The 20,678-nt window shown below is 70.9% G+C and carries 20 protein-coding genes; 11 read left to right on the top strand and 9 right to left on the bottom strand.

The annotated features are described in order from the left end of the window. Positions 1-3: 3 nt before the first annotated feature. Entirely contained in the window at positions 4-804 is an 801-nt protein-coding gene (locus I4J89_RS06620; protein ID WP_196412944.1) for an alpha/beta fold hydrolase, read from the top strand. Continuing rightward, positions 801-1,424 (top strand): nitroreductase family protein, encoded by a 624-nt coding sequence (locus I4J89_RS06615; protein ID WP_196412943.1) that lies wholly within the window; start codon positions 801-803, stop codon positions 1,422-1,424. The genes I4J89_RS06620 and I4J89_RS06615 overlap by 4 nt, the downstream gene beginning before the upstream one ends. Here I4J89_RS06615 and I4J89_RS06610 read toward each other — a convergent pair. Beyond that, positions 1,406-2,335, bottom strand: coding sequence for an RNA polymerase subunit sigma-70 (locus I4J89_RS06610; RefSeq protein ID WP_196412942.1), 930 nt, complete (start codon positions 2,333-2,335; stop codon positions 1,406-1,408). The genes I4J89_RS06615 and I4J89_RS06610 overlap by 19 nt on opposite strands. A gap of 74 nt (positions 2,336-2,409) precedes the next feature. On the opposite strand from I4J89_RS06610, the gene I4J89_RS06605 reads away from it, so the two are divergent. Continuing rightward, positions 2,410-2,973 (top strand): dihydrofolate reductase family protein, encoded by a 564-nt coding sequence (locus I4J89_RS06605; protein WP_196412941.1) that lies wholly within the window; start codon positions 2,410-2,412, stop codon positions 2,971-2,973. A gap of 357 nt (positions 2,974-3,330) precedes the next feature. Here the strand turns inward: I4J89_RS06605 and I4J89_RS06600 are convergent, their stop codons facing one another. After that, complete coding sequence (locus I4J89_RS06600) at positions 3,331-3,741, bottom strand: hypothetical protein (RefSeq protein WP_196412940.1); 411 nt, start codon at positions 3,739-3,741, stop codon at positions 3,331-3,333. Positions 3,742-3,865: 124 nt separating this feature from the next. Between I4J89_RS06600 and I4J89_RS06595 the strand changes: the two genes are divergently transcribed. After that, a complete protein-coding gene (locus tag I4J89_RS06595) occupies positions 3,866-4,672 on the top strand; it encodes a transglutaminase-like domain-containing protein (protein ID WP_196412939.1) in 807 nt (268 codons plus the stop codon). 151 nt (positions 4,673-4,823) lie between these two features. On the opposite strand, the gene I4J89_RS06590 is transcribed toward I4J89_RS06595, so the two are convergent. Further along, positions 4,824-6,569 (bottom strand): ABC transporter ATP-binding protein, encoded by a 1,746-nt coding sequence (locus tag I4J89_RS06590; protein WP_196413348.1) that lies wholly within the window; start codon positions 6,567-6,569, stop codon positions 4,824-4,826. A gap of 158 nt (positions 6,570-6,727) precedes the next feature. On the opposite strand from I4J89_RS06590, the gene I4J89_RS06585 reads away from it, so the two are divergent. Further along, positions 6,728-7,135, top strand: coding sequence for a MarR family winged helix-turn-helix transcriptional regulator (locus I4J89_RS06585; protein WP_196412938.1), 408 nt, complete (start codon positions 6,728-6,730; stop codon positions 7,133-7,135). A 58-nt stretch (positions 7,136-7,193) separates the two neighbouring features. Here I4J89_RS06585 and I4J89_RS06580 read toward each other — a convergent pair whose 3' ends face one another. Both I4J89_RS06580 and I4J89_RS06575 read right to left on the bottom strand, forming a co-directional pair. Next, on the bottom strand, positions 7,194-8,033 hold the full coding sequence (locus I4J89_RS06580; RefSeq protein ID WP_196412937.1) for a tetratricopeptide repeat protein: 840 nt from the start codon (positions 8,031-8,033) through the stop codon (positions 7,194-7,196). A 30-nt stretch (positions 8,034-8,063) separates the two neighbouring features. After that, entirely contained in the window at positions 8,064-8,585 is a 522-nt protein-coding gene (locus tag I4J89_RS06575) for a MarR family winged helix-turn-helix transcriptional regulator (protein ID WP_309238212.1), read from the bottom strand. 75 nt (positions 8,586-8,660) lie between these two features. On the opposite strand from I4J89_RS06575, the gene I4J89_RS06570 reads away from it, so the two are divergent. Next, the gene (locus I4J89_RS06570) at positions 8,661-10,715 is read left to right on the top strand and encodes an MMPL family transporter (RefSeq protein WP_196412935.1); all 2,055 of its coding nucleotides are present in this window, start codon (positions 8,661-8,663) and stop codon (positions 10,713-10,715) included. A 42-nt stretch (positions 10,716-10,757) separates the two neighbouring features. Beyond that, positions 10,758-11,972: a sulfite oxidase gene (locus I4J89_RS06565; protein WP_196412934.1), complete on the top strand. Its 1,215-nt coding sequence runs from the start codon at positions 10,758-10,760 to the stop codon at positions 11,970-11,972. Here the strand turns inward: I4J89_RS06565 and I4J89_RS06560 are convergent, their stop codons facing one another. Beyond that, the gene (locus I4J89_RS06560; protein ID WP_196412933.1) at positions 11,973-12,782 is read right to left on the bottom strand and encodes an MEDS domain-containing protein; all 810 of its coding nucleotides are present in this window, start codon (positions 12,780-12,782) and stop codon (positions 11,973-11,975) included. It abuts the gene before it with no gap. A 100-nt stretch (positions 12,783-12,882) separates the two neighbouring features. Between I4J89_RS06560 and I4J89_RS06555 the strand changes: the two genes are divergently transcribed. The 4 genes from I4J89_RS06555 (at position 12,883) to I4J89_RS06540 (ending at position 17,673) form a co-directional block, all read left to right on the top strand. Next, positions 12,883-13,926: a LacI family DNA-binding transcriptional regulator gene (locus tag I4J89_RS06555; RefSeq protein ID WP_196412932.1), complete on the top strand. Its 1,044-nt coding sequence runs from the start codon at positions 12,883-12,885 to the stop codon at positions 13,924-13,926. A gap of 82 nt (positions 13,927-14,008) precedes the next feature. Continuing rightward, entirely contained in the window at positions 14,009-15,682 is a 1,674-nt protein-coding gene (locus I4J89_RS06550; protein WP_196412931.1) for a glycoside hydrolase family 13 protein, read from the top strand. Positions 15,683-15,813: 131 nt separating this feature from the next. Then, a complete protein-coding gene (locus I4J89_RS06545; RefSeq protein WP_196412930.1) occupies positions 15,814-16,617 on the top strand; it encodes an SAM-dependent methyltransferase in 804 nt (267 codons plus the stop codon). A gap of 78 nt (positions 16,618-16,695) precedes the next feature. Then, positions 16,696-17,673: a hypothetical protein gene (locus tag I4J89_RS06540; RefSeq protein ID WP_196412929.1), complete on the top strand. Its 978-nt coding sequence runs from the start codon at positions 16,696-16,698 to the stop codon at positions 17,671-17,673. 195 nt (positions 17,674-17,868) lie between these two features. Here I4J89_RS06540 and I4J89_RS06535 read toward each other — a convergent pair whose 3' ends face one another. Genes I4J89_RS06535 through I4J89_RS06525 form a run of 3 tightly spaced genes read right to left on the bottom strand, consistent with a single transcriptional unit; the run spans position 17,869 to position 20,514 of the window. After that, positions 17,869-18,633 carry an ABC transporter ATP-binding protein gene (locus I4J89_RS06535; protein ID WP_196412928.1) on the bottom strand — a complete coding sequence of 255 codons (765 nt, stop codon included), beginning with the start codon at positions 18,631-18,633 and terminating at the stop codon, positions 17,869-17,871. Beyond that, on the bottom strand, positions 18,620-19,639 hold the full coding sequence (locus I4J89_RS06530) for a taurine ABC transporter substrate-binding protein (protein ID WP_196412927.1): 1,020 nt from the start codon (positions 19,637-19,639) through the stop codon (positions 18,620-18,622). Before I4J89_RS06530 ends, I4J89_RS06535 begins: the two co-directional genes overlap by 14 nt. Positions 19,640-19,650: 11 nt before the next feature. Continuing rightward, positions 19,651-20,514: an ABC transporter permease gene (locus I4J89_RS06525; RefSeq protein WP_230858478.1), complete on the bottom strand. Its 864-nt coding sequence runs from the start codon at positions 20,512-20,514 to the stop codon at positions 19,651-19,653. Between the last annotated feature and the right edge of the window lie 164 nt (positions 20,515-20,678).

The raw sequence follows: 20,678 nt of genomic DNA, 5'->3' as shown, positions 1-20,678 counted from the left end.
GTGATGGACGAGATCGACATCCCGGTCGACGGCGGCGACCTGCGGGTGCTCAGCTGGCCCGGCGACGGCCCGGTGGTCCTGGCCGCGCACGGCATCACCGCGAACGGCCTGTCCTGGGCCCCGGTCGCCCGTGCGCTGGCCGGCCGCGTCCATCTGGTCGCGCCCGACCTGCGCGGCCGGGCCGGCAGCGCGCACCTGCCGGGACCGTACGGTATGGCGGCGCACGCCGACGACCTGATCGCCGTAGCCGACCACTTCGGAGTGAAACGGGTGCCGCTGGTCGGCCACTCGATGGGCGCGTTCGTGGTGGCGGCCACCGCGGCCCGGCACCCGGAGCGGGCCGGTCCGGTGCTGATGGTCGACGGCGGCGTGGCCCTGCCCGTGCCACCCGGCGTCGACGTCGACGCCGCCCTGCACGCGATCATCGGCCCGGCCATGCGGCGGCTGTCGATGACCTTCGAGTCGCCGGCCGCCTACCTGGACTACTTCCGGTCCAACCCGGCGCTGGGCCGCTACTGGACGCCGGATCTGGAGGCCTACATCCTGCGCGACTTCACCGGGATCGGCTCGTCGTGCGTTCTCGACGCCGTCCGCGGCGACGCCGCCGACATGCTGACCAACCCGGTGCCCGCGCCGTATCCGCTGCTCTGGGCACCGCGCGGGCTGATGGACGAGGACCGCGGTCTCTACACCGCCGACCAGCTCACCGGCGTGGACGACGCCGAGCGGGTGCCGGACGTCAACCACTACACGATCTTGCAATCCCCCCGGGTCGCGGAGCGGATCGTTACTCTCCTTCCATGACCACGGATCTGCCTCTGATGGAGGCGCTGCACTCCACGCCGGCCCGCCGCTACCTGTCCACCGAGCCGATCGACGACGACGTGATCCGCGAGATCCTGGACGCCGCGATCCGCGGGCCGTCGGCCGGCAACGGCCAGTTCTGGGCGTGGATCGTGGTCCGCGACGAGGACATCAAGCGGCAGATCGCGCAGTGGTACAGGGAGGGCTGGGAGCGCCACTACGGCTCCCGGCGCGAACAGATCCTGAACGCGCCGCCGGGCAGCACGATGAGCAAGGCCAGCTTCCTGGCCGCCGACCACCTGGCCAACCACCTGGAGGAGGCCCCGGTCTGGATCATCCCGGTCATGCTCGGCGCCGCGAAGTCCACCAACCCGCGCCTCGGCTCGTCGATCTACGGTGCCGTCCAGCACCTGATCCTGGCGGCCCGCGCCCACGGCCTCGGCGCGACCCTCACCACCCTGCACGTCGGCCACGAGGAGGACGTGCGCAAGCTGCTCGGCCTGCCGGACGACGCGCTGACCATGGCCCTGATCCCGCTCGGCCACCCGGCGAAGGGCCGCTGGGCGCAGCCGAAGCGCCGCCCGCTCGAGGAGGTCGTCTTCTACGACCGCTTCAGCTGAAGCCCGAACCCGCTGAACAGGGCCGGTTGCGCGAAGGTCGTACAGCGCCGGATCAGGCCCTCGCGCACGGTGAACACCTGGATCGAGTGCGCCCGCAGCCCGGTGCCGTCCGGCACGTACGCCGCGAGGGCCGGGCTGCCGTTGGCCGGCACGGGCAGCAGCCGCCAGCCCGTGCCGCGTCGCGCGAAGACCTGTTCCATGAACTCGCCGTAGTGCGCCCGCCCGGCCAGCCAGAACGCCACCGGCGGCATCTCCAGGGCCACGTCGTCGGCGAGCAGCCGGGTCAGACCGGGCACGTCGGCCGCCTCGAACGCCGCGAGGTAGCGGTCGACGACGGCACGCTCGCCCGGGTCCACCGGCTCCCGCAGCTCCTCGATGGAGAGCGCGGCGGTGCGCAGTGTCGCCCGGGCCCGCTGGAGGCTGCTGTTCACCGAGGCGACGCTGCTGTCCAGGATCTCGGCGACCTCGGCGGCGGGCAGCTGGAGCACCTCCCGCAGCACCAGCGCGGCGCGCTGCCGGGCGGGCAGCAGTTGCAGCGCCGCCACCAGCGCCAGGCGCAGCCCCGCACGTTGCTGGGCGGCGTCGGCGGGATCGCCGAGCCGGGCGTCCGGGAACGGCTGGAGCCAGGCAACGTCGAGGTCAGGGGTGAGTGGCGCGTACGGGTCGTCGCCGGCCGGACCCAGCCCGCTCGGCAGCGGCCGCCGGGCCCGGCCCTCCAGCGCGGTGAGGCAGACGTTGGTGGCGATCCGGTGCAGCCAGGTGCGCGGCGAGGACCGCTGCGGGTCGTACCGGTCGGCGGCCCGCCAGGCGCGCAGCAGCGTCTCCTGCACCAGGTCCTCGGCCTCGGTGAACGAGCCGAGCATCCGGTAGCAGTGCGCCAGCAGATCCCCGCGGAAGGCCTCCAGGTCCACGCGCGGAGCGTACGCCGATGAGTTCGCCGCCCGGCGCCGGTATGTGTGCGTGAGGCGACAGAAGGGAGCCCGCGATGGGCGACGTCATCGTGATCCAGTTCGCCACGCTGGACGGCGTGGTCTCCGACCCGGACGGACGCTGGGGCACCGGCCACGGCGGCTGGGCGTTCCGCAACGGGCAGGGGCCGGTCACCGGCGACCGGTTCGGCCTGGGGGCACGGATGGAACAGGGCGTTCAGCTGTACGGCCGGCGGACCTGGGAGCATTTCGCCCGGCTGTGGCCGGGCCGGGACACCGCATACGCCCGGCTGATGAACACCGTGCCGAAACGGGTCGCGACGCGTACCGGCATCGACGCGACCAGGTGGCAGAACTCGGCCCCGATCGAAGGCGACCCGATCACCTGGGTCACCGGCGAACGCGAGCGGCGCGACATCGTGGTGATCGGCAGCCTGAGCCTGGTACACACGCTGGCCGCCGCCGACCTGATCGACGAGTACCGCCTGCTCATCTTCCCCACCATCGCCGGCGCCGGCGACCGGCTGTTCGCCAAGCCCGCCGACCTCCGCTTCACCCAGGTGGAGAGCGCCGGCCCGGCCATGCTGACCGTGCTGTCCACGCGACCCAAAAACCCCTAGCAGAGGCTTCGCTTGCCGGTCACGCTCTTCCGGGGTACGCGTGACCGGCGCTCCGCCGAAGCCGACCCGTCCCCGCCGTCCCAGCGCGAGCCAGGCCCACCCTCACCGCCCCAGCGCGACAGCCGGGAAACACCACTCCGTCCCGCCCGAACCGGCGGCTGTCCCCTCAACATCACGTCGCGCGAGCTCACGTCCAGGCGCCTCCTGCCGGCCGCCGGCACACCGCGATCCCCCACATGCGCCGCAGGCCCACACGCCGCCTTCCTGCTGGCCGCCGCCTTCCCGTTGGCCCACCGGGTTCGAGCCCCACAAGGTCCACCAGGCGGAGCCTGAGTTCATCGAAGCGCCTCTCTCGGCCTATCCTTCCTGCGATTTAGTCGGCACCGACGACTCAAATTCATCGGCAGGCATTTGCAGCGCTTCGTCGCAGAAGGCTACGAAAGTCGGCGCATAAAAATTGCGTAACATCGGCCATAGCTCCGCGAACTCGGGAATTCGAAGATCAGTTACGAGAACGTTTTTCCACGCGGACCAGAACTCGTGGCTCAGGAATCCGGACTCGTAGTTCATGAAGTTCAGTTGGTGGATGTCCATCCGGGTCAAGACGTAGAGCCGACGCTTGTTTGCCTCATCGGTCAAGGTGGGATACCCCCTGGATGACAGGTACCACCTGAGCAAGTCGTGATCGTCGCGGAAGATCTCCGTCCGATGGTCCGTTTGATTTCGCGTGAGCGCTGCGTACGCGCCTTGAACCAGCGAGTCGACCACGTGCCGGACAGTGCCACAATGCATCTGATCTTGGGCTAAAGAGACCTGGCTCGAACAGATGACACTGGCCACCGCCAAATGATTGCTGGCGTGCGTACCAGCGAATTTTGTACCCTTGCTCCCCATGACTGAGATCGCGCGGTTCTACCGGCGGCCAAGCGTTACCTCCGACCTCGGGCGCCACCGCGGCCAATTGCCCGGCCTTCCGGCCGACCCGGAGGCACTCAGCGCAATCGTGCGAGGTTTGCTGATTCACGACTACACAGCGAAAGTTCAGGGCCTGCGATTTTCGGCCGAGCGCATGTCGCAGAAGGAGACCGTCGGCGCCGAAGCGATCCTGGACAACGTGATCGGCATCGATGATGCGCCCTTGGATCGCGAGCGGCCCGTCGAGCAGAGAATGTTCGGCTTCTGCTACCACTTCGCGCTGCTGCACTGCGCATTGCTCCGCGCAACGGGCACTCCAGCTCGCATCCGATGCGGCTTCGCCGGCTACTTCTCGGCACAACTCTGGATCGACCACTGGGTGGTTGAGTACTGGAACGGTTCCCGCTGGATTCTCACTGACCCCCAGACCGGGCGCAGCAACTTGACCGATCACGACTTCCGGGACGGTGTTACCGCCTGGAACCTATGTCGCGATGGTGCTTCGCAGTCGGACGCGTACGGCAACGGAGAGCTGTGGGGCTGGGACGAGCTGCGAGGCAGCCTGATCAATGACGTCGCCGCCCTCAACAAGGTCGAGGTTGCCGGATGGTACTGGTGCGACCGCCTCCAGGTGAAGCCCGTGGATCAGCCGCACGATGAACTCGACAAGTCACTCGACGTCCTCGCCGGGCTCGCGGCCGCCGTGGAGTCGGTCGAAGAGATCAGGAAGTGCTTCGACCGGTATCCGGAGCTGAAGCCGCCGGCAGACGCCGTCGCGCGATAGAACATCCTCACATCGGCATGCGGCGGGTGATGCTGTTTCCCGGCGGCCGCGCTGGGGCGGCAAGGGCGAGCCTGGCTCGCGCTGGGACAGCGGGAACGCGTCGGCTTCGGCGGGACACCGGTCACGCGTACCCCGAAGAAGCGCAACCGACCTAGCGGGCCAGCGTCGCATAGCGGCCGCCGTCGTTGAGCAGGGATTCGTGGGTGCCGGATTCCAGGATGCGGCCGTGGTCGATGACCGCGATCTGGTCGGCGTCGCGGACCGTGGAGAGCCGGTGCGCGATGGTCACCGTGGTCCGGCCGCGGGACAGTTCGTCGAAGGCGCGCTGCACAGCCCGTTCGGTCTCGTTGTCCAGGGCGCTCGTCGCCTCGTCGAGGACCAGGATGCGCGGGTCGCGCAGCAGGGTACGGGCGATCGCGATGCGCTGCTTCTCCCCGCCGGAAAAGCGGTGCCCGCGTGAGCCGACCATGGTGTCGTAGCCGTCCGGCAGCGCCTCGATCAGCGAGTGGATCTGGGCGGCCCGGGCGGCGGCCACGATCTCGGCGTCGGTGGCGTCCGGCTTCGCGTAGCGCAGGTTCTCCCGGATCGTCGTGTGCAGCAGGTAGGTCTCCTGGCTGACCACGCCGACGATGGACGCCAGCTGCGAAAGCGAAATGTCGGAAATGTTGACGCCGTCGATCGTCACCCGTCCCGATGTCGGGTCGTGCAGGCGAGCGATCAGCGACGCGATCGTGCTCTTACCGGAACCGGTCTCCCCCACCAGGGCGAGCGACGACCCGGCGGGAACGTCCAGACTCACTCCGGCCAGGGCGGCCGTCGTGCTTCCGGCGTACGCGAAAGTCACATCTTCGAAGCGCAGGTGGCCGCGCACCGGCGAGAGCCGCACCGGGCTCGCCGGCTCCTCGATCTCGACCGGCAGGTCGAGGTATTCGAAGATCCGCGCGAAGAGCGCGAGTGAGCTGGTCAGGGTGACCCCCACGTCGAGCAGGCTCATCAGCGGGCGGAACAGGTTGCCCTGCAACGCGGTGAACGCGACCAGGGTGCCGATGCTCATCGCACCGGCGGCCACCGGCAGACCCGCGGCCAGGTAGATGGCCGCCGGGATGACGGCGAAGACGATGCTCATCGCGGCCATCCGCCAGCGCCCGGCCAGTTCGGAGCGGAGCTCGAGGTCGATGAGGCGGCGCGAGGAGGCGGTGAACCGGTCGATCTGCGCGTCGCCGGCGCCCATCGTCTTGCTCAGCTGGATGCCGCTGATCGACAGGCCCTCCTCGATGATCACGTTGAGGTCGGCGAGCTCGCGCTGGCGCCGGGCGGTGATCACCTGGCGCATCCGGGCGACCCGGCGGGTCAGCAGGACCGCGGGCGGCAGCGCGATCAGCGAGACCAGCGTGAGCTGCCAGGACAGCGCGGTCATCGCGACCAGGGTGGCGACGACGGTGGTGAAGTTCGAGGCGACGGAGCTCGCGGTGGAGGTGACCACCTGCTGCATGCCGCCGATGTCGTTGGTGATCCGCGACTGCACCTCGCCGGTGCGGGTGCGGGTGAAGAAGCCGACCGACTGCCGCTGGAGGTGGGCGAAGACGTCGGTGCGCAGCCGGTGCATGACCCGCTGGCCGACGTCGGTGGAGATCCAGGTCTGCACCACGCCGAGCGCGGCGGTGACCGCGGCGACGCCGACCATGCCGGCCACCAGCCAGAGCAGCAGGCGCAGGTCACCCTGCGGCAGGGCGACGTCGATGACCTCGCGCAGCAGGAAGGGCGAGATCATCGCGAGCGCGGAGGAGATCACGATGACCGCCACCACGACGGCGAGCTGCCGGCGGTGGCCGCGGAAGAGGGCGCCGATGCGGCGCAACGAGACGGAGCGGGCCTGCGCCTTCTCCGCCGGGGTCAATGTGCGTGCCGCGCCGCGGCCGGATCCTTGAGCCAAGAGCAGACCTTTCCCTGTACGGGCTACGAGCGACCGGACCACGCAAGAGGCAGTCCGGCGCACCCATTGTTGAGGTTACCTCAACATGAGGGTACAACCGCAACTGTGGTTACCTTGTTCCCGTGGAGGACGAGAGCTTGCTCGAGGCGTTCTGGGCCGTTACCCGCCGCCTGCGTCACCGAACCCGGGTGGCCCTGGAGCCGTGGAACATCTCACCGTCGCAGTCACGCGCTCTCGGCGTACTGATGGAACACGGCGAGATGCGCCTCAGCGCGCTCGCCGAGCACCTGCGCATCGCGCCCCGCTCCGCCACCGAGGTCGTCGACGACCTTCAGGCCCGCGACCTGGTCGAACGCCGCCCGGACCCGGCCGACCGGCGGGCCACCCTGGTCGCGCTGACCGCGCACGGCACCGCCACCGGCCGGACCATCCGGCAGGCCCGGGCCGCCGAGGGCGAGCGGTTGTTCGCCGAACTGAGCGCCGCCGACCGCGCCGAGCTCGCCCGCATCCTGCGCAAGCTGCGGGACTGAAACAACGCTGAGCACCAGCCGCGGGGGACGGCTGGTGCTCAGCGGGATCACGGGCCGGTCAGGTCCGGCGGGCGAAGTGGTGGATCAGGCCGGCACCGGCGGTGGCGCACAGCAGGCCGAAGTAGAAGTCGTCGGGGACGGCGACGAATCCGGTCACGTTCAGGGCCGCGGAGACGCAGAAGGCGGCCAGGAACCAGATCATCGTGACCCGGGCGACGTACCCGAGGGCGTCGCGCCGAGGTGACAGCCGCACCGCTAGGTGGTCGCCCGGCCGTACCAGCAGGGACTCGGTGAAGTCGTCCACGGCCTGCGCCAGCGTGGGTGCGTCCACCACGCCGCGCATGGCTTGCTCGAAGCGGGTCAGCGCGGACCGGGCACCGGCGTGCTCGGGGTTCAGTGCAAGCGCCCGCCCGACGGCCTCGCGGGCACTGAGCGGGCGGCCGCCGGCGAACAGCGCCAGCCCGTAGGTGACGTACAGGTCGGGGTCGTACCCGGCGAGGTCGACCGCGATCCGCAGGCCCTCGGCCGCGTCGGCGACCAGGCCGGCGGCGAGCTGTGCCTCGCCGAGCCGGTTGTGCAGACGGGGATTGCCCGGGTCGTCCTGGCACGCGGCGTACGCCGCCTCGATCGCCTCGGCGTGCTCACCGAGCGCGGTGCAGGCCCGGCTGACCCAGAAGAGCGACTCGGCACCGTCCGGGTCGAGCTGCCAGGCGGCGCCCGCCGCCCGCAGCGCGCCGTGGGCGTCGCCGAGTTCGAGCCGGGCCCGGGCCATCCGGTGCCAGCCACCGATGTCGCCCGGCTCGCGCCCGACGTAGGGGGCGAGCAGGTTCGCGGCGTTGTCCGCACGGCCGCGGGCCAGCAGGGCGTCGGCTTCGATCAGCAGGGGCTCGGTTCGCACGCCGCTCTGATCGGCGGCCGGCCGCCCGACTTACGCGACCGGCTCGTTGCTCTCCGGTTGCGCCGCCGGCCGGGCCCGCAGCTCGCCCCGGTACGTGACCAGCGCCTTGCCCATGCCGGCCAGGAACCGCTCGACGGCCCGCAACTCGTCGACGCTGAACTGCTCCATCACCGCGTCGGTGTGCGGGCGCAGCGGGGTGAAGAACGCTATGGCCAGGGCCATGCCGGCCTCGCCGTAGCGCAGGTGCACCACCCGCCGGTCGCTGCTCTCCCGGGTGCGGCGCAGGTGACCGCCGCGTTCCAGCCGGTCGATCAGGGCGGTGGTGGCGCCCGAGGAGAGACCGATCGCCTCACCGAGCCGGCCCGGGGTCAGCGGTGCGCCGTTCCGCTCCGCGTGCATGACCGCCAGCAGGGCGTGCATGTCGGTGGCGTGCAGATGGTTGCGGTTCGCGAAGGCGTGCCCGATGTGCTGCGCCTCGCTGCTGTACGCGTTCAGCAGGTCGACGAGCGCCCTGCGTAACCGCTCCCGTTCGGCGGTCTCGTTGCCTTCCACGGGGGTAAGTGTTGCAGATCCGTCCTCAGTCATGAACAATCTCGATTATAAAGATTCTTAGTCTTGGAGGGTTTCATGAAAAGGGCATGGGCAACGCTGTTGCTGGCCCTCGTGCTCGGCGGGTTGGTGTTCGCCCTCGCCGGCACGACCAGGACGGACAACGACGCCACCTCGTCGCTGCCGGCCTCGGCCGAGTCGACAAAGGTCGCGCAGCTGCAGAAGGAGTTCCCGTCCGGCCGGACCAACCCGGCCCTGATCGTGATCGCCAAGGGCGGCGCGGAACTCTCCGACGCCGACCTGGCCGGCGTCCAGGACCTCGGGCGGCCGATCCTCTCCGAGGACCGCAAGGCCGCCCTGATCACCGTGGTGCTGCCGGCCACCGGTGACAGCGACGAGACCATCCGGGTCGTCGACGAGCTGCGCGCCAAGGCGAAGGACGGGCTGGCACCAGGGGTGACCGCGCAGGTCACCGGTGGCGCCGGGTTCGCCGCCGACCTGTCGGACAGCTTCAGCGGCGCGAACACCCGGCTGCTGATCGTCACCGTCGTGGTGGTCACCATCCTGCTGCTGGTCACCTACCGCAGCCCGATCCTGTGGATCGTGCCGCTCGCCGTGGTGGGATTCGCCGACCAGCTCGCGGCGAAGGCCATCGCGATCTACTCCGAGCACACCAGCCTGGCCATCAACGGCTCGACCACCGGCATCGTCACGGTGCTGGTGTTCGGCGCCGGCACCAATTACGCGCTGCTGCTGATCTCCCGCTACCGGGAGGAGCTGCACCGGCACGAGAACCGGTTCGAGGCCATGGCCAAGGCGCTGCGCGGTGCCGGCCCGGCCATCGCGGCGAGCGCCGGCACCGTGATCCTGGCGCTGCTCACGCTGCTGCTGGCCAGCCTGAAGACCAACGCCGCGCTGGGCGTCACGGCCGCCACCGGCGTCGCGATCGCCATGGTGTTCGCCCTGCTCGTGCTGCCGGCCGCCCTGGTGGTCTGCGGTCGCGGCCTGTTCTGGCCGTTCATCCCGCGGGTCGATCAGGCCGGCCCGGAGGACGGCAAGGGCTTCTGGGCCAGGGTCGGCCGCATGGTGGTGCGCCGCCCCGCCGCGGTGACCGCCCTGGCCGTGGTGATCCTCGGCCTGCTGTCGCTGGGCAGCCTCGGCACCAAGGTCGGCCTGTCGCAGACCGAGCAGTTCCGGGTCGAGGCCGAGTCGGTCGCCGGCCTGGAGACGCTGAGCCGGTACTTCCCGGCCGGCGCCGCCGGTCCGGCGGTGGTGCTGACCACGCCGGACAAGGCCGAGCAGGTCCTCGCCACGGTCACCGGCACGCCCGGCGTGGCCCAGGCCCGGATCGGCGAGAGCATCGAGAGCCGGGTGAGCGTCAGCGCCGTCCTGGAGGCGGCCCCGGACACCGCCGAGGCGTTCGACACCATCCGCGACCTGCGGGACCGGGTCGGCGACGACGCGCTGGTCGGCGGCACCGTGGCGACCGCCCTGGACACCCGGGACGCCGCCCGCCAGGACCTGGTGACGATCGTTCCGGTCATCCTGGCGGTGGTGCTGCTGGTCCTGATCGTCCTGCTCCGCGCCCTGGTCGCACCACTGCTGCTGATCGCGACCGTGGTGCTCAGCTTCCTGGCCTCGCTGGGCGCCGGTTCGTGGCTGTTCCGCAACGTGTTCGACTACCCGGCCCTGGACAACTCGGTGCCGCTGTTCTCGTTCCTGTTCCTGGTCGCGCTCGGCGTGGACTACAACATCTTCCTGGTCACCCGGGCCAAGGAGGAGACGCCGCGACGCGGCACCCGGGAGGGCATGGTGCACGCCCTGGCGGTCACCGGCGCGGTCATCACCAGCGCGGGCATCCTGCTGGCGGCGGTCTTCGCGGTGCTCGGGGTGCTGCCGGTGGTCACCCTCACCCAGATCGGCGTCATCGTCGGTATCGGGGTGCTGCTGGACACGCTGCTCGTGCGTACCGTGCTGGTGCCCGCCCTGGCCACCCTCACGGGCGACCGGTTCTGGTGGCCCGGCCGGCCGCAGGCCTCCGCGCCGGGCGGCGACGCGCCGGCGCAACGCCCGCACCAGGACTGGGACGCGGTGGACCGGGCCAAGCTCGCCGCCCCGGCCGACAACCAGTAAGCACTACCTACAAAACCCATCTGGTCGCTAGGATCAGTCGGCATGAACGAGGGTGAATACGATGAGCGCCGCCTGAACGACTTCGCCGCCGGGCGGGCACGCGGTTTCTCACGGCGCGACCTGCTGCTATTGACCGCGGCCGCCGGGGTGGGCGCGGCCACCGGCGCGAGCCCGGCGGCAGCGGCCGCACCCATCGTGAAGCCGCTGCCGCCGGAGCTGTTCAAAGTGCACGGCACCAACGCGGAGACCCGCTGGTCGGCGCTGAAGGACCAGGGCTACTACGTGCCGGTCGACCGGTTCTTCGTCCGCAACCACACCAGCACGCCGATCATCGACCCGGCCACCTGGAGCCTCGAGGTGTCCGGGTCCGGTCTGCGCGGCGGCGCCGAGCACTTCAGCCTCAGCGACCTGAAGCGGCTGCCGGACGAGACGCACGCGATCGCGGTCGAGTGCGCGGGCAACGGCCGCGGCTACTTCAGCCTCCAGCAGGGACAGACCGTCTCCGGCACGGCCTGGGGGCTGGGCGCGGTCGGCGTGGCGCGCTGGCGCGGCGTACGCCTCTCCACCGTCCTGCGCCGCGCCGGCCTCAGCCGCCACGCCGTCGACGTGCAGCCGAGCGGCCTGGACGCCAACTTCGTCAGCGGCGGCGTGGACCTCGGCCCGGTGCGCCGGCCGTTCCCGCTTCGCAAGGCCCTCGACGACGTGCTGCTCGCCTACGAGATGAACGGCGAGCCGCTGCTGCCCGACCACGGCGCCCCGGTCCGCGTCCTGGTGCCGGGCTGGGTCGGCATCGCCTCGATCAAGTGGGTGGGCCGCATCGAGGTCTCCGCCGAGCCGCTGTTCTCCCCGTGGAACACCCAGTTCTACCGGCTGTTCGGCCCGGAGTTCCCGGCCGAGGGCCTGCCCTTCGACCGTCAGGTGATCAAGAGCGCGTTCGAGCTGGACCCGGGCGCCACCTTCCCGTCCGGGATCACCACCCGGCTGACCGGCCGCTCCTGGTCGGCGAACGGCCCGATCAGGAAGGTCGAGGTGAGCACCGACGGGGGCGCGACCTGGCGGCGGGCCCGCCCGTACGGCGCGACGCCGGGCGGCGTGTGGCAGCGCTGGGAACTGGACTGGACGCCGGTCGCCGGCGAGCACGTGCTGCTGGCGCGGGCCACCGACGTGCGCGGCAACACCCAGCCTGACGTGGCCCGCTTCAACACCCTGGGCTACCTCTTCGGCGCCGCCGTCCGCGTCCCGGTGACCGCCGTCTGATCAGGCGGTCTCCACCCGGATCCGGTTCAGGCCCAGCAGGTCGACCATGGCCGCGACCGTCGGCAGCGAGGTGCGGAACACCACGGTGAAGGACCGGCGTTCGGCGTGCCGCTGGAGCGCGAGCAGGCAGCGGTGCGTGATGAACGCCAGCTCCTCGGCGTGCACCACGACCTCGCCTCCGGCGGCACGCAGGTCGGCGCGCTCCAGCACGGTGACGAAGAGATCCTCGGAGGCGACGTCCACCTCGCCGGTCAGCACGGTCTCCGCGGCCGTGCGGCCGGCGTATAGCTGGAACGACACGTCGCCGTCGTTGGTCCGGCGGTGCACAGAGGCCAGTTCGGCCACGGCCCGCTCACCCAGACGGGTCCGGTCGTAGACGCAGACCGCCCGCAGCGGCGCGGTGCGCATGTAGCGGCCGATCGCGTACTCGTACCGGACGAAGGCGTCCAGCCTGGGCCGGGTCCGCACCATCGCGGTGGCGTCGGCGACCACGCGCAGCCCGCGGAACCCGGCCGCCACGGCGTCCTCGGTGGCCGCCACGTAGGCGGCCGTCTGCGCGACCGGGTCGAGGACGCCCGTGCTCGGGTAGACCTCCTCGGGGTCGAGGACGCGTACGGCACCGGCCGGCCAGGCCGCCGCGCCGTCCAGCAGCCACCCGGTGACGCCGCTGGAGCGCCGCCCGGGTACGTACCAGACGCGCTCCCCGGCGGCCAGGCCCGCGTACAGGAAAGCCCGGGCGTGCAGCACGAACGCTCGGTGGTCGTGGTACGACCAGCAGCTGTGATCAAGTGCGGACGCCCCGCGCGCCATAGCCTCAGCGTGCCACGACCTGGCGATCACGGCGGCGTGCCGTCCACCGTCCGGGGGAGCACACTGCGCTAGGGTGGGTCCGGCGACCCAGGGAGCGTGCATGCCGTTCAAGAGGGCCAGCGGCAAGCCGACGTCGAGCGATGTCGCGGCGGCCGCCGGCGTCTCCAGATCCGCGGTCTCCTTCGCCTTCAACAACCCGCAGCGGATCTCCACGGCCACCCGTGAGCGCATCCTCGGCGTCGCCGAGCAGCTCGGTTACACGCCGAGCACGCTGGGCCGGATGCTGCAGGCCGGCACCACCAACTCGATCGGGGTGCTGCTGCCGCAGCGGCTGGCCCGGGTCCTGGAGAACCCGTACTACTCGCGGTTCCTGATGGGCGTCGGCCAGGTCTGCGACGAACAGGGACACACCCTGCTGCTCACCCCGCCGCTGCAGGACTCGGTGCTCAAGGCGATCCCGTACGCGGCGGTCGACGGCTTCATCGTCTGCGGCCTGGAGGTGGACCGCGGCGAGGTGGCCGAGCTGGACCGGCGCGGGATCCCGTTCGTGCTGATCGACAGCGACCGGCACGAGGGCGCGCCGAGCGTCGAGGTGGACGACCGGGGCGGTGCCCGGGACGTGGCCCGGCATCTGCTCGATCTGGGGCACCGGCGGCTGGCCGTCCTCTCCATCGGCCCGGAGCGCGACGTCGCGCAGCGGAGCAGCTACGGGCCGCTCGCCCGGCGGCTGGCCGGCATCGCCGACGCCCTCGGTGAGGTGGGGATGGACATGACCGGCGTGCGGCTGGCCGCGGTCCCGGTGACCCGGGCCGACGGATATCGGGCGACCCGGGAGCTGATGGCCGCGGCGCAGCCGCCGACGGCGATCCTGGCGCTGTCCGACGTGCTCGCGTACGGGGCCGTGGAAGCTTTGCAAGAACTTTCCATCGATGTCCCCGGAGAGGTGTCGGTCACCGGCTTCGACGACCTGTCCGAGTCGGCCTGGTTCCGTCCCCGGCTGACCACCGTCCGGCAACCGATCGTCACCAAGGGCCGGATCGCGGCCGACTTCCTGATCTCCTCGATCAGGGGTGAGGACCAGCACCCGCATCAGACTCTCGGCACCTCGCTGATCATCCGGGATTCCACCGCAAAACCGGCATAGGACACCCCTGCAAGAACTTGCTGCAAGAAAGCAACCGCTCAGCTCTGTAACACGTGTTAGTCACCTGCTAGCGTTCCTCGCCATGACGGATCAACTGATCGCACCGCCCACCGTCGAGGCGCCCCCGGCATCCTGGTGGCGCAACGCGGTCATCTACCAGATCTACCCGCGCAGCTTCGCCGACTCGAACGGTGACGGCATCGGCGACCTGCCGGGTATCACGAGCCGCCTGCCGTACCTGCGCGATCTCGGCGTGGACGCGGTCTGGCTCTCGCCGTTCTACGCCTCGCCGCAGGCGGACGCGGGTTACGACGTCGCGGACTACCGGACCGTCGACCCGATCTTCGGCAACGTCGCCGACGCCGAGCGGCTGATCGCCGGCGCGCACGCGCTCGGCCTGCGGGTGATCGTCGACCTCGTTCCCAACCACTCCTCCGACCAGCACGAGTGGTTCAAGCGGGCGATCGCCGACGGCCCCGGTTCGCCGTTCCGCGAGCGCTACCACTTCCGCCCGGGCAAGGGCGAGAACGGTGAGCTGCCGCCGAACGACTGGCCGTCGATCTTCGGCGGACCGGCCTGGACCCGGGTCGAGGACGGCGAGTGGTACCTGCACCTGTTCGCCCCGGAGCAGCCCGACTTCAACTGGGAGCACCCGGCGGTCCGCGACGAGTTCAAGACCATCCTGCGGTTCTGGCTGGACCTGGGTGTCGACGGCTTCCGGATCGACGTGGCACACGGCCTGGTCAAGGAGGACGGCCTGCCGGACGTCGGCTCGGACGCCGAATGGCACCTGCTCGGTGTCGGCGAGAGCCCCTGCTTCGACCGGGACGGCGTGCACGAGATCTACCGCGACTGGCGCAAGATCCTCGACGAGTACCCCGGTGAGCGGATCGCGGTGGCCGAGGCCTGGGCGCCCAACCTGGCCCGGGTCTCGCACTACGTCCGCGACGACGAACTGCACCAGGCGTTCAACTTCAGCTACCTCGGCACCGCCTGGAACGCCCACGAGCAGCGGCAGATGATCGACGAGTCGCTGTCCGCCATGCGTACCGTCGGCGCCCCCACCACCTGGACGCTGTCCAACCACGACGTGGTCCGGCACACCACCCGGCTGCTCCAGGTCGCTGAGGGCGAGGTGGCCGGTCGCAAGCCCACCGCGGTGGACGAGGTGGCCGGCCTGCGCCGGGCCCGGGCGGCCTCCGCGCTGATGCTGGCGCTGCCCGGTTCGGCCTACCTCTACCAGGGCGAGGAGCTCGGCCTGCCCGAGGTCATCGATCTGCCGCCGGAGGTGCGCCAGGACCCGGCGTTCCACCGGGCCACCGGCCAGGACGGCTATCGCGACGGCTGCCGGGTGCCGATTCCGTGGAGCGGGACCGAGGCACCGTACGGCTTCGGCCCCGACGGCGGCGGCAGCTGGCTGCCGCAGCCGGACTCCTGGGCCGGGCTGAGCGTGGCCGCGCAGACCGGCTTGCCGGACTCCACGCTGGAGCTGTACCGGGCCGCGCTCACCGTCCGCAAGACCCACCCGGCGCTCGCGCCGACCGACAACCTGCGCTGGGTGGCCGCGCCGGCCGGGATGCTGACCTTCGACCGCGAGGCCGAGGGCGCGCCGGTGTTCCGCTGCATGGTCAACATGAGCGACCAGCCGATCGCCGTCGGCCGCCCCGGCGAGCTGCTGCTCACCAGCGGGCCGATCGACGGTACGCCGGACAACGTGGTGCTCCCGCCGGACACCACCGCCTGGTGGTCCATCTGACCTTTCCCGGGTGAGAGAGACGTTCCGGCCACCCCAGGACGGTGGGGGTGGCCGGGCGTCACCCGCTCGGACTACCGTCCTGTGTGGACCTGTAGCGGCGGGTGCCCATCGGCGGCGTATGCTCAGCGCCTATGACCGACAGCGACGCCGTGAAGCTCGACACCAGCGTTCCGCACTCCGCGCGGGTCTGGAACTACTGGCTCGGCGGCAAGGACAACTATCAGGTGGACCGGCAGGTCGGCGACGACTTCGCCAACCTGTACCCGGACATCAAGCTGGTGGCCCGCCAGTCCCGGGCGTTCCTCAAGCGGGCGGTCACCTTCCTCGCGACCGAGCGGGGCATCCGGCAGTTCCTGGACATCGGCACCGGCATGCCGACCGCGGAGAACACCCACCAGGTGGCACAGGCCGCCGCGCCGGACTCCCGGATCGTCTACGTCGACAACGACCCCCTCGTCCTGGTGCACGCCCGCGCGCTGCTCACCGGCACCAAAGAGGGCGCGACCGAGTACGTCGACGCCAACCTGCACGAGCCCGACAAGATCATCACGGCGGCGCGCAACACGCTGAACTTCGACCAGCCGGTCGGCCTGATCCTGATGAACATCCTGGGCCACGTGCCCGACCTCGACCAGGCCGTCTCGATCGTCCGGGGCCTGCTCGCCAAGCTGCCCTCGGGCAGCTACCTGGTCACCGCCGACGGCACCAACGTCATCGACGGGCCGGCCTTCGAGGACGCGATCGCGGTGTGGAACGCGAACGCACCGCTCACCTACCACCTGCGGCACCCCGACCAGATCAGCCGCTTCCTGGAGGGCCTCGAAGTGCTGGAGCCGGGCCTCGTGCCGTGTGCGCAGTGGCGCCCGGCGCCCGGCGCCGGCCCGGAGGAGCTGCGCGCGGTGGACGAGTACGGAGCCGTCGCCCGCAAGCCCTGATCCGAAGACCTCAGGTGGGTGATCCGGGAGCCGATGGTCCGGCGCCCGGCTCTCCCTCCTCCCCCATGAGGTCACCGCATGTCCGTTCTCACCCGTCCGGCCGTTCTGCTCGCAACCACGGCCGTGGCCGCCGGCCTGCTCGCCGCGCCCGGGACCGCCTACGCCGCCGGAACCACCACGCAACTGACCGCCGCCGAGATGACCGCGGCGATGAAGTCGGTGGCCGCCGCCTCCACCACCGCCGGCGCCGCCGGCTGGAAGTCCACGACCGCCTTCTCCGCCGCGGTGTTCGGCGCCGCAGCGAACGAGACGGTCCTGTACGACCGGACCCACGGCCTGTACTCCGACTCGCTCACCGTGCAGGGCTCCGGCTCCTTGCATCTGTTCCTGGCGGACGGCCGGGGCGTGTACCAATCGATCAGCGCGGCGCGGCAGCGTTCGGCCCTGAAGATGATGGGGCGTAGCTCGGTCAAATACACGTTCACCGCGGACAAGAGCGTCGACGTGGACCAGTACGGCGCGACCCCGGCAAGCCTGGCCGCCGGATACCAGGAGGCCGGAACCAAGACGGCGAACGACGACGGCTCGGCGGACTACACGTTCACCGACGACGGTGCGAAGGTCACACTGCACGTCTCCGCCGCCGGTGCTCTGACCGGCGCACACGCCGCGGAGGGGGCCATGCAGGTGACGCTCGCCTACACGTACGGCCGGCAGACCGTCACCCTGCCCACCTCGTCGGCGACGATCGCCTCGGGCACCCTCGCGGGCGGTGTCGCGTACCTGGACATGGCCACCGTGGTGCAGCGCGCCGCCACCGCCGGCGCGGCCGACACCCGCAAGGCCGCCAAGGGCGGCACGGTCAAGGTCGCCAACCTGCGCAAGATCGTCGGCCGTGACGCGGCCGCGGCCAACAAGGCGATCGCGGTCAGCATGGTCAAGGTCAAGAGCATCACCGGCGGGGTACGCGTGTACGCCACCAACCCGTGGACCAGGAAGACCGTCGCCTACACGGTGAAGGCCTCCGGCAAGAAGGTCGCCGTCAAGAAGGCCTAGATGTGATGCCCGGCCCAACGTGGGTGCTGTCTGGCGGCCGTTGAGACAGCATTGAGCGTGGGCCAAGCAAGATCACCGCTTGCGGACGCTGACTATGGAAGCCCTCTAGGCGGACTCTCGCGGATCAAGGTCCGGTCACCGGGTCCCGGGTGGCGGCGAGCATGTTGATCATCGTGCCCGCCGCCGGCCCGTCGACTACGCGGCCGCCTCGGCGCGGTCGCGGATGGCGTGGCCGACCTCGGCGCGCAGCGCGGCGAACTCCGGCAGGCCGCGCAGTTCGTCCGCGGCGATCCCGGTACGCGGCAGGTCGATCGCCAGGTCCAGGGCGATCCGGCCGGGCCGGGGCGTGAGCACCACGACCCGGCTGCCGAGGAAGACCGCCTCATCCACGCTGTGTGTGACGAAGACGCTGGTCCGGCCGGTCTCGGCGCTGACCCGGCGCAGGTCCTCCTGGAGCCGTTCCCGGGTGAGCGCGTCCAGCGCCGCGAACGGCTCGTCGAGCAGCAGCAGCGGGTTCTCCACCGCGAGGGCGCGGGCGATCGCCACCCGCTGCTGCTGGCCGCCGGAGATCTGCCACGTGCGGCGGTGCGCCACGTCGTGCAGGCCGACCTGGGCCAGCAGCTCGTCGATCCGCTCCGGGGTCGCCGGCAGGCCCGCGTAGCGAAGGGCGAGGGCGATGTTGCCGCCGACGGTCTTCCACGGGAACAGCCGTGGCTGCTGGAAGACCAGTCCCGCGCCCCGCCCCGGCACCGGCGCCGAGCCCGCGGTACGCACACTCCCCCGGGTCGGCTGCTCGAAACCGGCGATCAGCCGCAGCAGCGTGCTCTTACCGCACCCCGACGCCCCGACCAGGACCAGGAACTCCCCGGCCGGGACGGTCAGGTCGACCGGGCCGACCGCGGTCACGTCGCCGTAGGAGTGTTCCACGGAGGAGAGGACGACCGCCTCAGCCGAGGACACTGGGCAGCCCCTTGACGTAGACGGACTTCCTGACCTGGTCCAGCGTCGGCACCGCGTCGATCTTCTGCTGGGACTTGAGGAACTCCGCGGCGCTGACCAGGTTGTCGGCGATCTTGCCGACATTGCCCTCGGTGCCCAGCCACTGCGGCGAGGCGACGTCCGCCGGCTTCAGGAAGACGCCCTGCTCGAGCTGGTTGAGCGCCTCGTCCGGGCTGAGGTTGAGCTCGGCGCCGACCGCCTTGGACGCGGCCGCCGGGTCGTTGGCGATGATGTCCAGGGCCTGTGCCTCGACCTTGCGCCAGGCGTCGACCGCCTCCGGGTGTGCCTCGGCGAACGCGGTGGAGACCACGCCCAGGTCGAGGGTGGGCTTGCCGCCGGCGGCCAGCTCCCGGCTGGTGATCAGCACCTTGCCGGTCTTCTTCAGCTCGTCGAGCGAGGGCAGCCAGCTGTACGCCGCGTCCAGGTCACCCCGGGTCCACGCGGCCAGGATGTCCTGCGGTTCCAGGTCCACGATGGTCAGCTCGGACTCCTTGACGCCGGCCTTGTCCAGGGCGGCGAGCAGGCTGTAGTGCGCGGTCGAGGCGAACGGGGTGGCCACCTTCTTGCCGCGCAGCGAGGCGACGTCGGTGACCCCACTGCCGTTGCGGGCCACCAGCGCCTCGTTGTCGCCGGCCACGTCGAGCACGAAGGCGACCTGGTAAGGGATGTTCAGCGGCGCCGACAGCCCGCGGGCCACCGGGCTGGACCCGATCGCGGCGATGTCCAGGCTCTTGGCCACGAACGCGGTGTTGATGCTGGCGCCGGAGTCGAACTTGGTCCAGGTGATCTGGTAGTCGGGCAGCGCCTTCTCCAGCAATCCCTGGTTCTTGACGATCAGGTCGCCGCTCGGGAAGGCCTGGTAGGCGACGCGGATGGTCTTCTTCTCCGGGTCCGGGCCACCGCTGGCGGCACCGTTGCCGCAGGCCGCCAGGAAGAGCACGGAGACAAGGGCGAGGAGTTTCTTCAACTTCGTTTCCTTTAACTACGGCCGCGCCACGGGATCAGCCGGTTCTCGGTGATCCGCAGCAGGGCGTCGATGAGCAGGCCGGACAGGCCGATGGCGAACAGGCCGAGGACGACCACGTCGGTCTGGGAGTAGCGCTGGGCGTCGCGGACCATGCCGCCGATGCCGGGCACGCCGTTGATGGTCTCGGCGGCGACGACCGAGGAGTACGCGACGCCGACCGCCAGCCGGATCCCGGTGAAAATCTCCGGAAGCCCGGCGGGCAGCACGACGTCGCGGATGGTCTGCCAGCGTCCGGCGCCGAGCGCGCGTGCGGCCTCGACCAGCCCGGTCGGCGCACCCTGCACGGCGGCGGCGGTGGCGACCGCGACCGGCGGCAGCGCGGCGATCGAGAGCAGCCACAGCTTCGGGGTCTCGTCGATGCCGAACCAGATGATGAACAGGCTGAAGTAGGCGAGCGGCGGCAGCGCCCGGATGAACGTTACGACCGGCTCGGTGACCACCCGCAGCCAGCCGATGGTCCCCATCAGCACGCCGAGGATCAGGCCGCCTGCGACACCGATGGCCGACCCGATCAGGATCCGGCGCAGGCTCACCCCGAGGTGCTCGATGAGCAGGTGACCGCTGTAACCGCGTACCCCGTCGTGCACGGTCGAGGTGGTGATCAGCTGATGCCAGACCGCGGCGGGTGAGGGGATGAAGGTGGGGTTGCGCATGACGCGCGCGGTGATCTCCCAGAGGAGGTAGAGCGCGAGCAGCGACAGCAGCCGCAGGATGATGCGGCGGCGCAGGCCGCCGCCGGGCGCGAGCGCGGCGGCGGGGCCGGCCACAGCGGCGGCGCGCTCGGCAGGCGGCGCGGGAGCGACGGAGGTGGTCAAGGAAACTCCTGGCAGGGGTACGCGTGAATGCCTGCTATTCCTATCGTGCATATGGGGTTACTGGCAATACCCGTCCCGCCGGCTGGGCGGACCGGCGCCGTGACGACTTGTTAAAACATATCTTCCTAGTAGGATTTGTGGGCTTTGTGGCGGGGTGCCTAGCG

Source organism: Actinoplanes aureus (assembly GCF_015704865.1).
In the GTDB taxonomy this organism is placed as follows: Bacteria; Actinomycetota; Actinomycetes; order Mycobacteriales; family Micromonosporaceae; genus Actinoplanes; species Actinoplanes aureus.
Note: the sequence above shows the minus strand (reverse complement) of the source record. Positions and strands in the feature narration are given on the sequence as shown.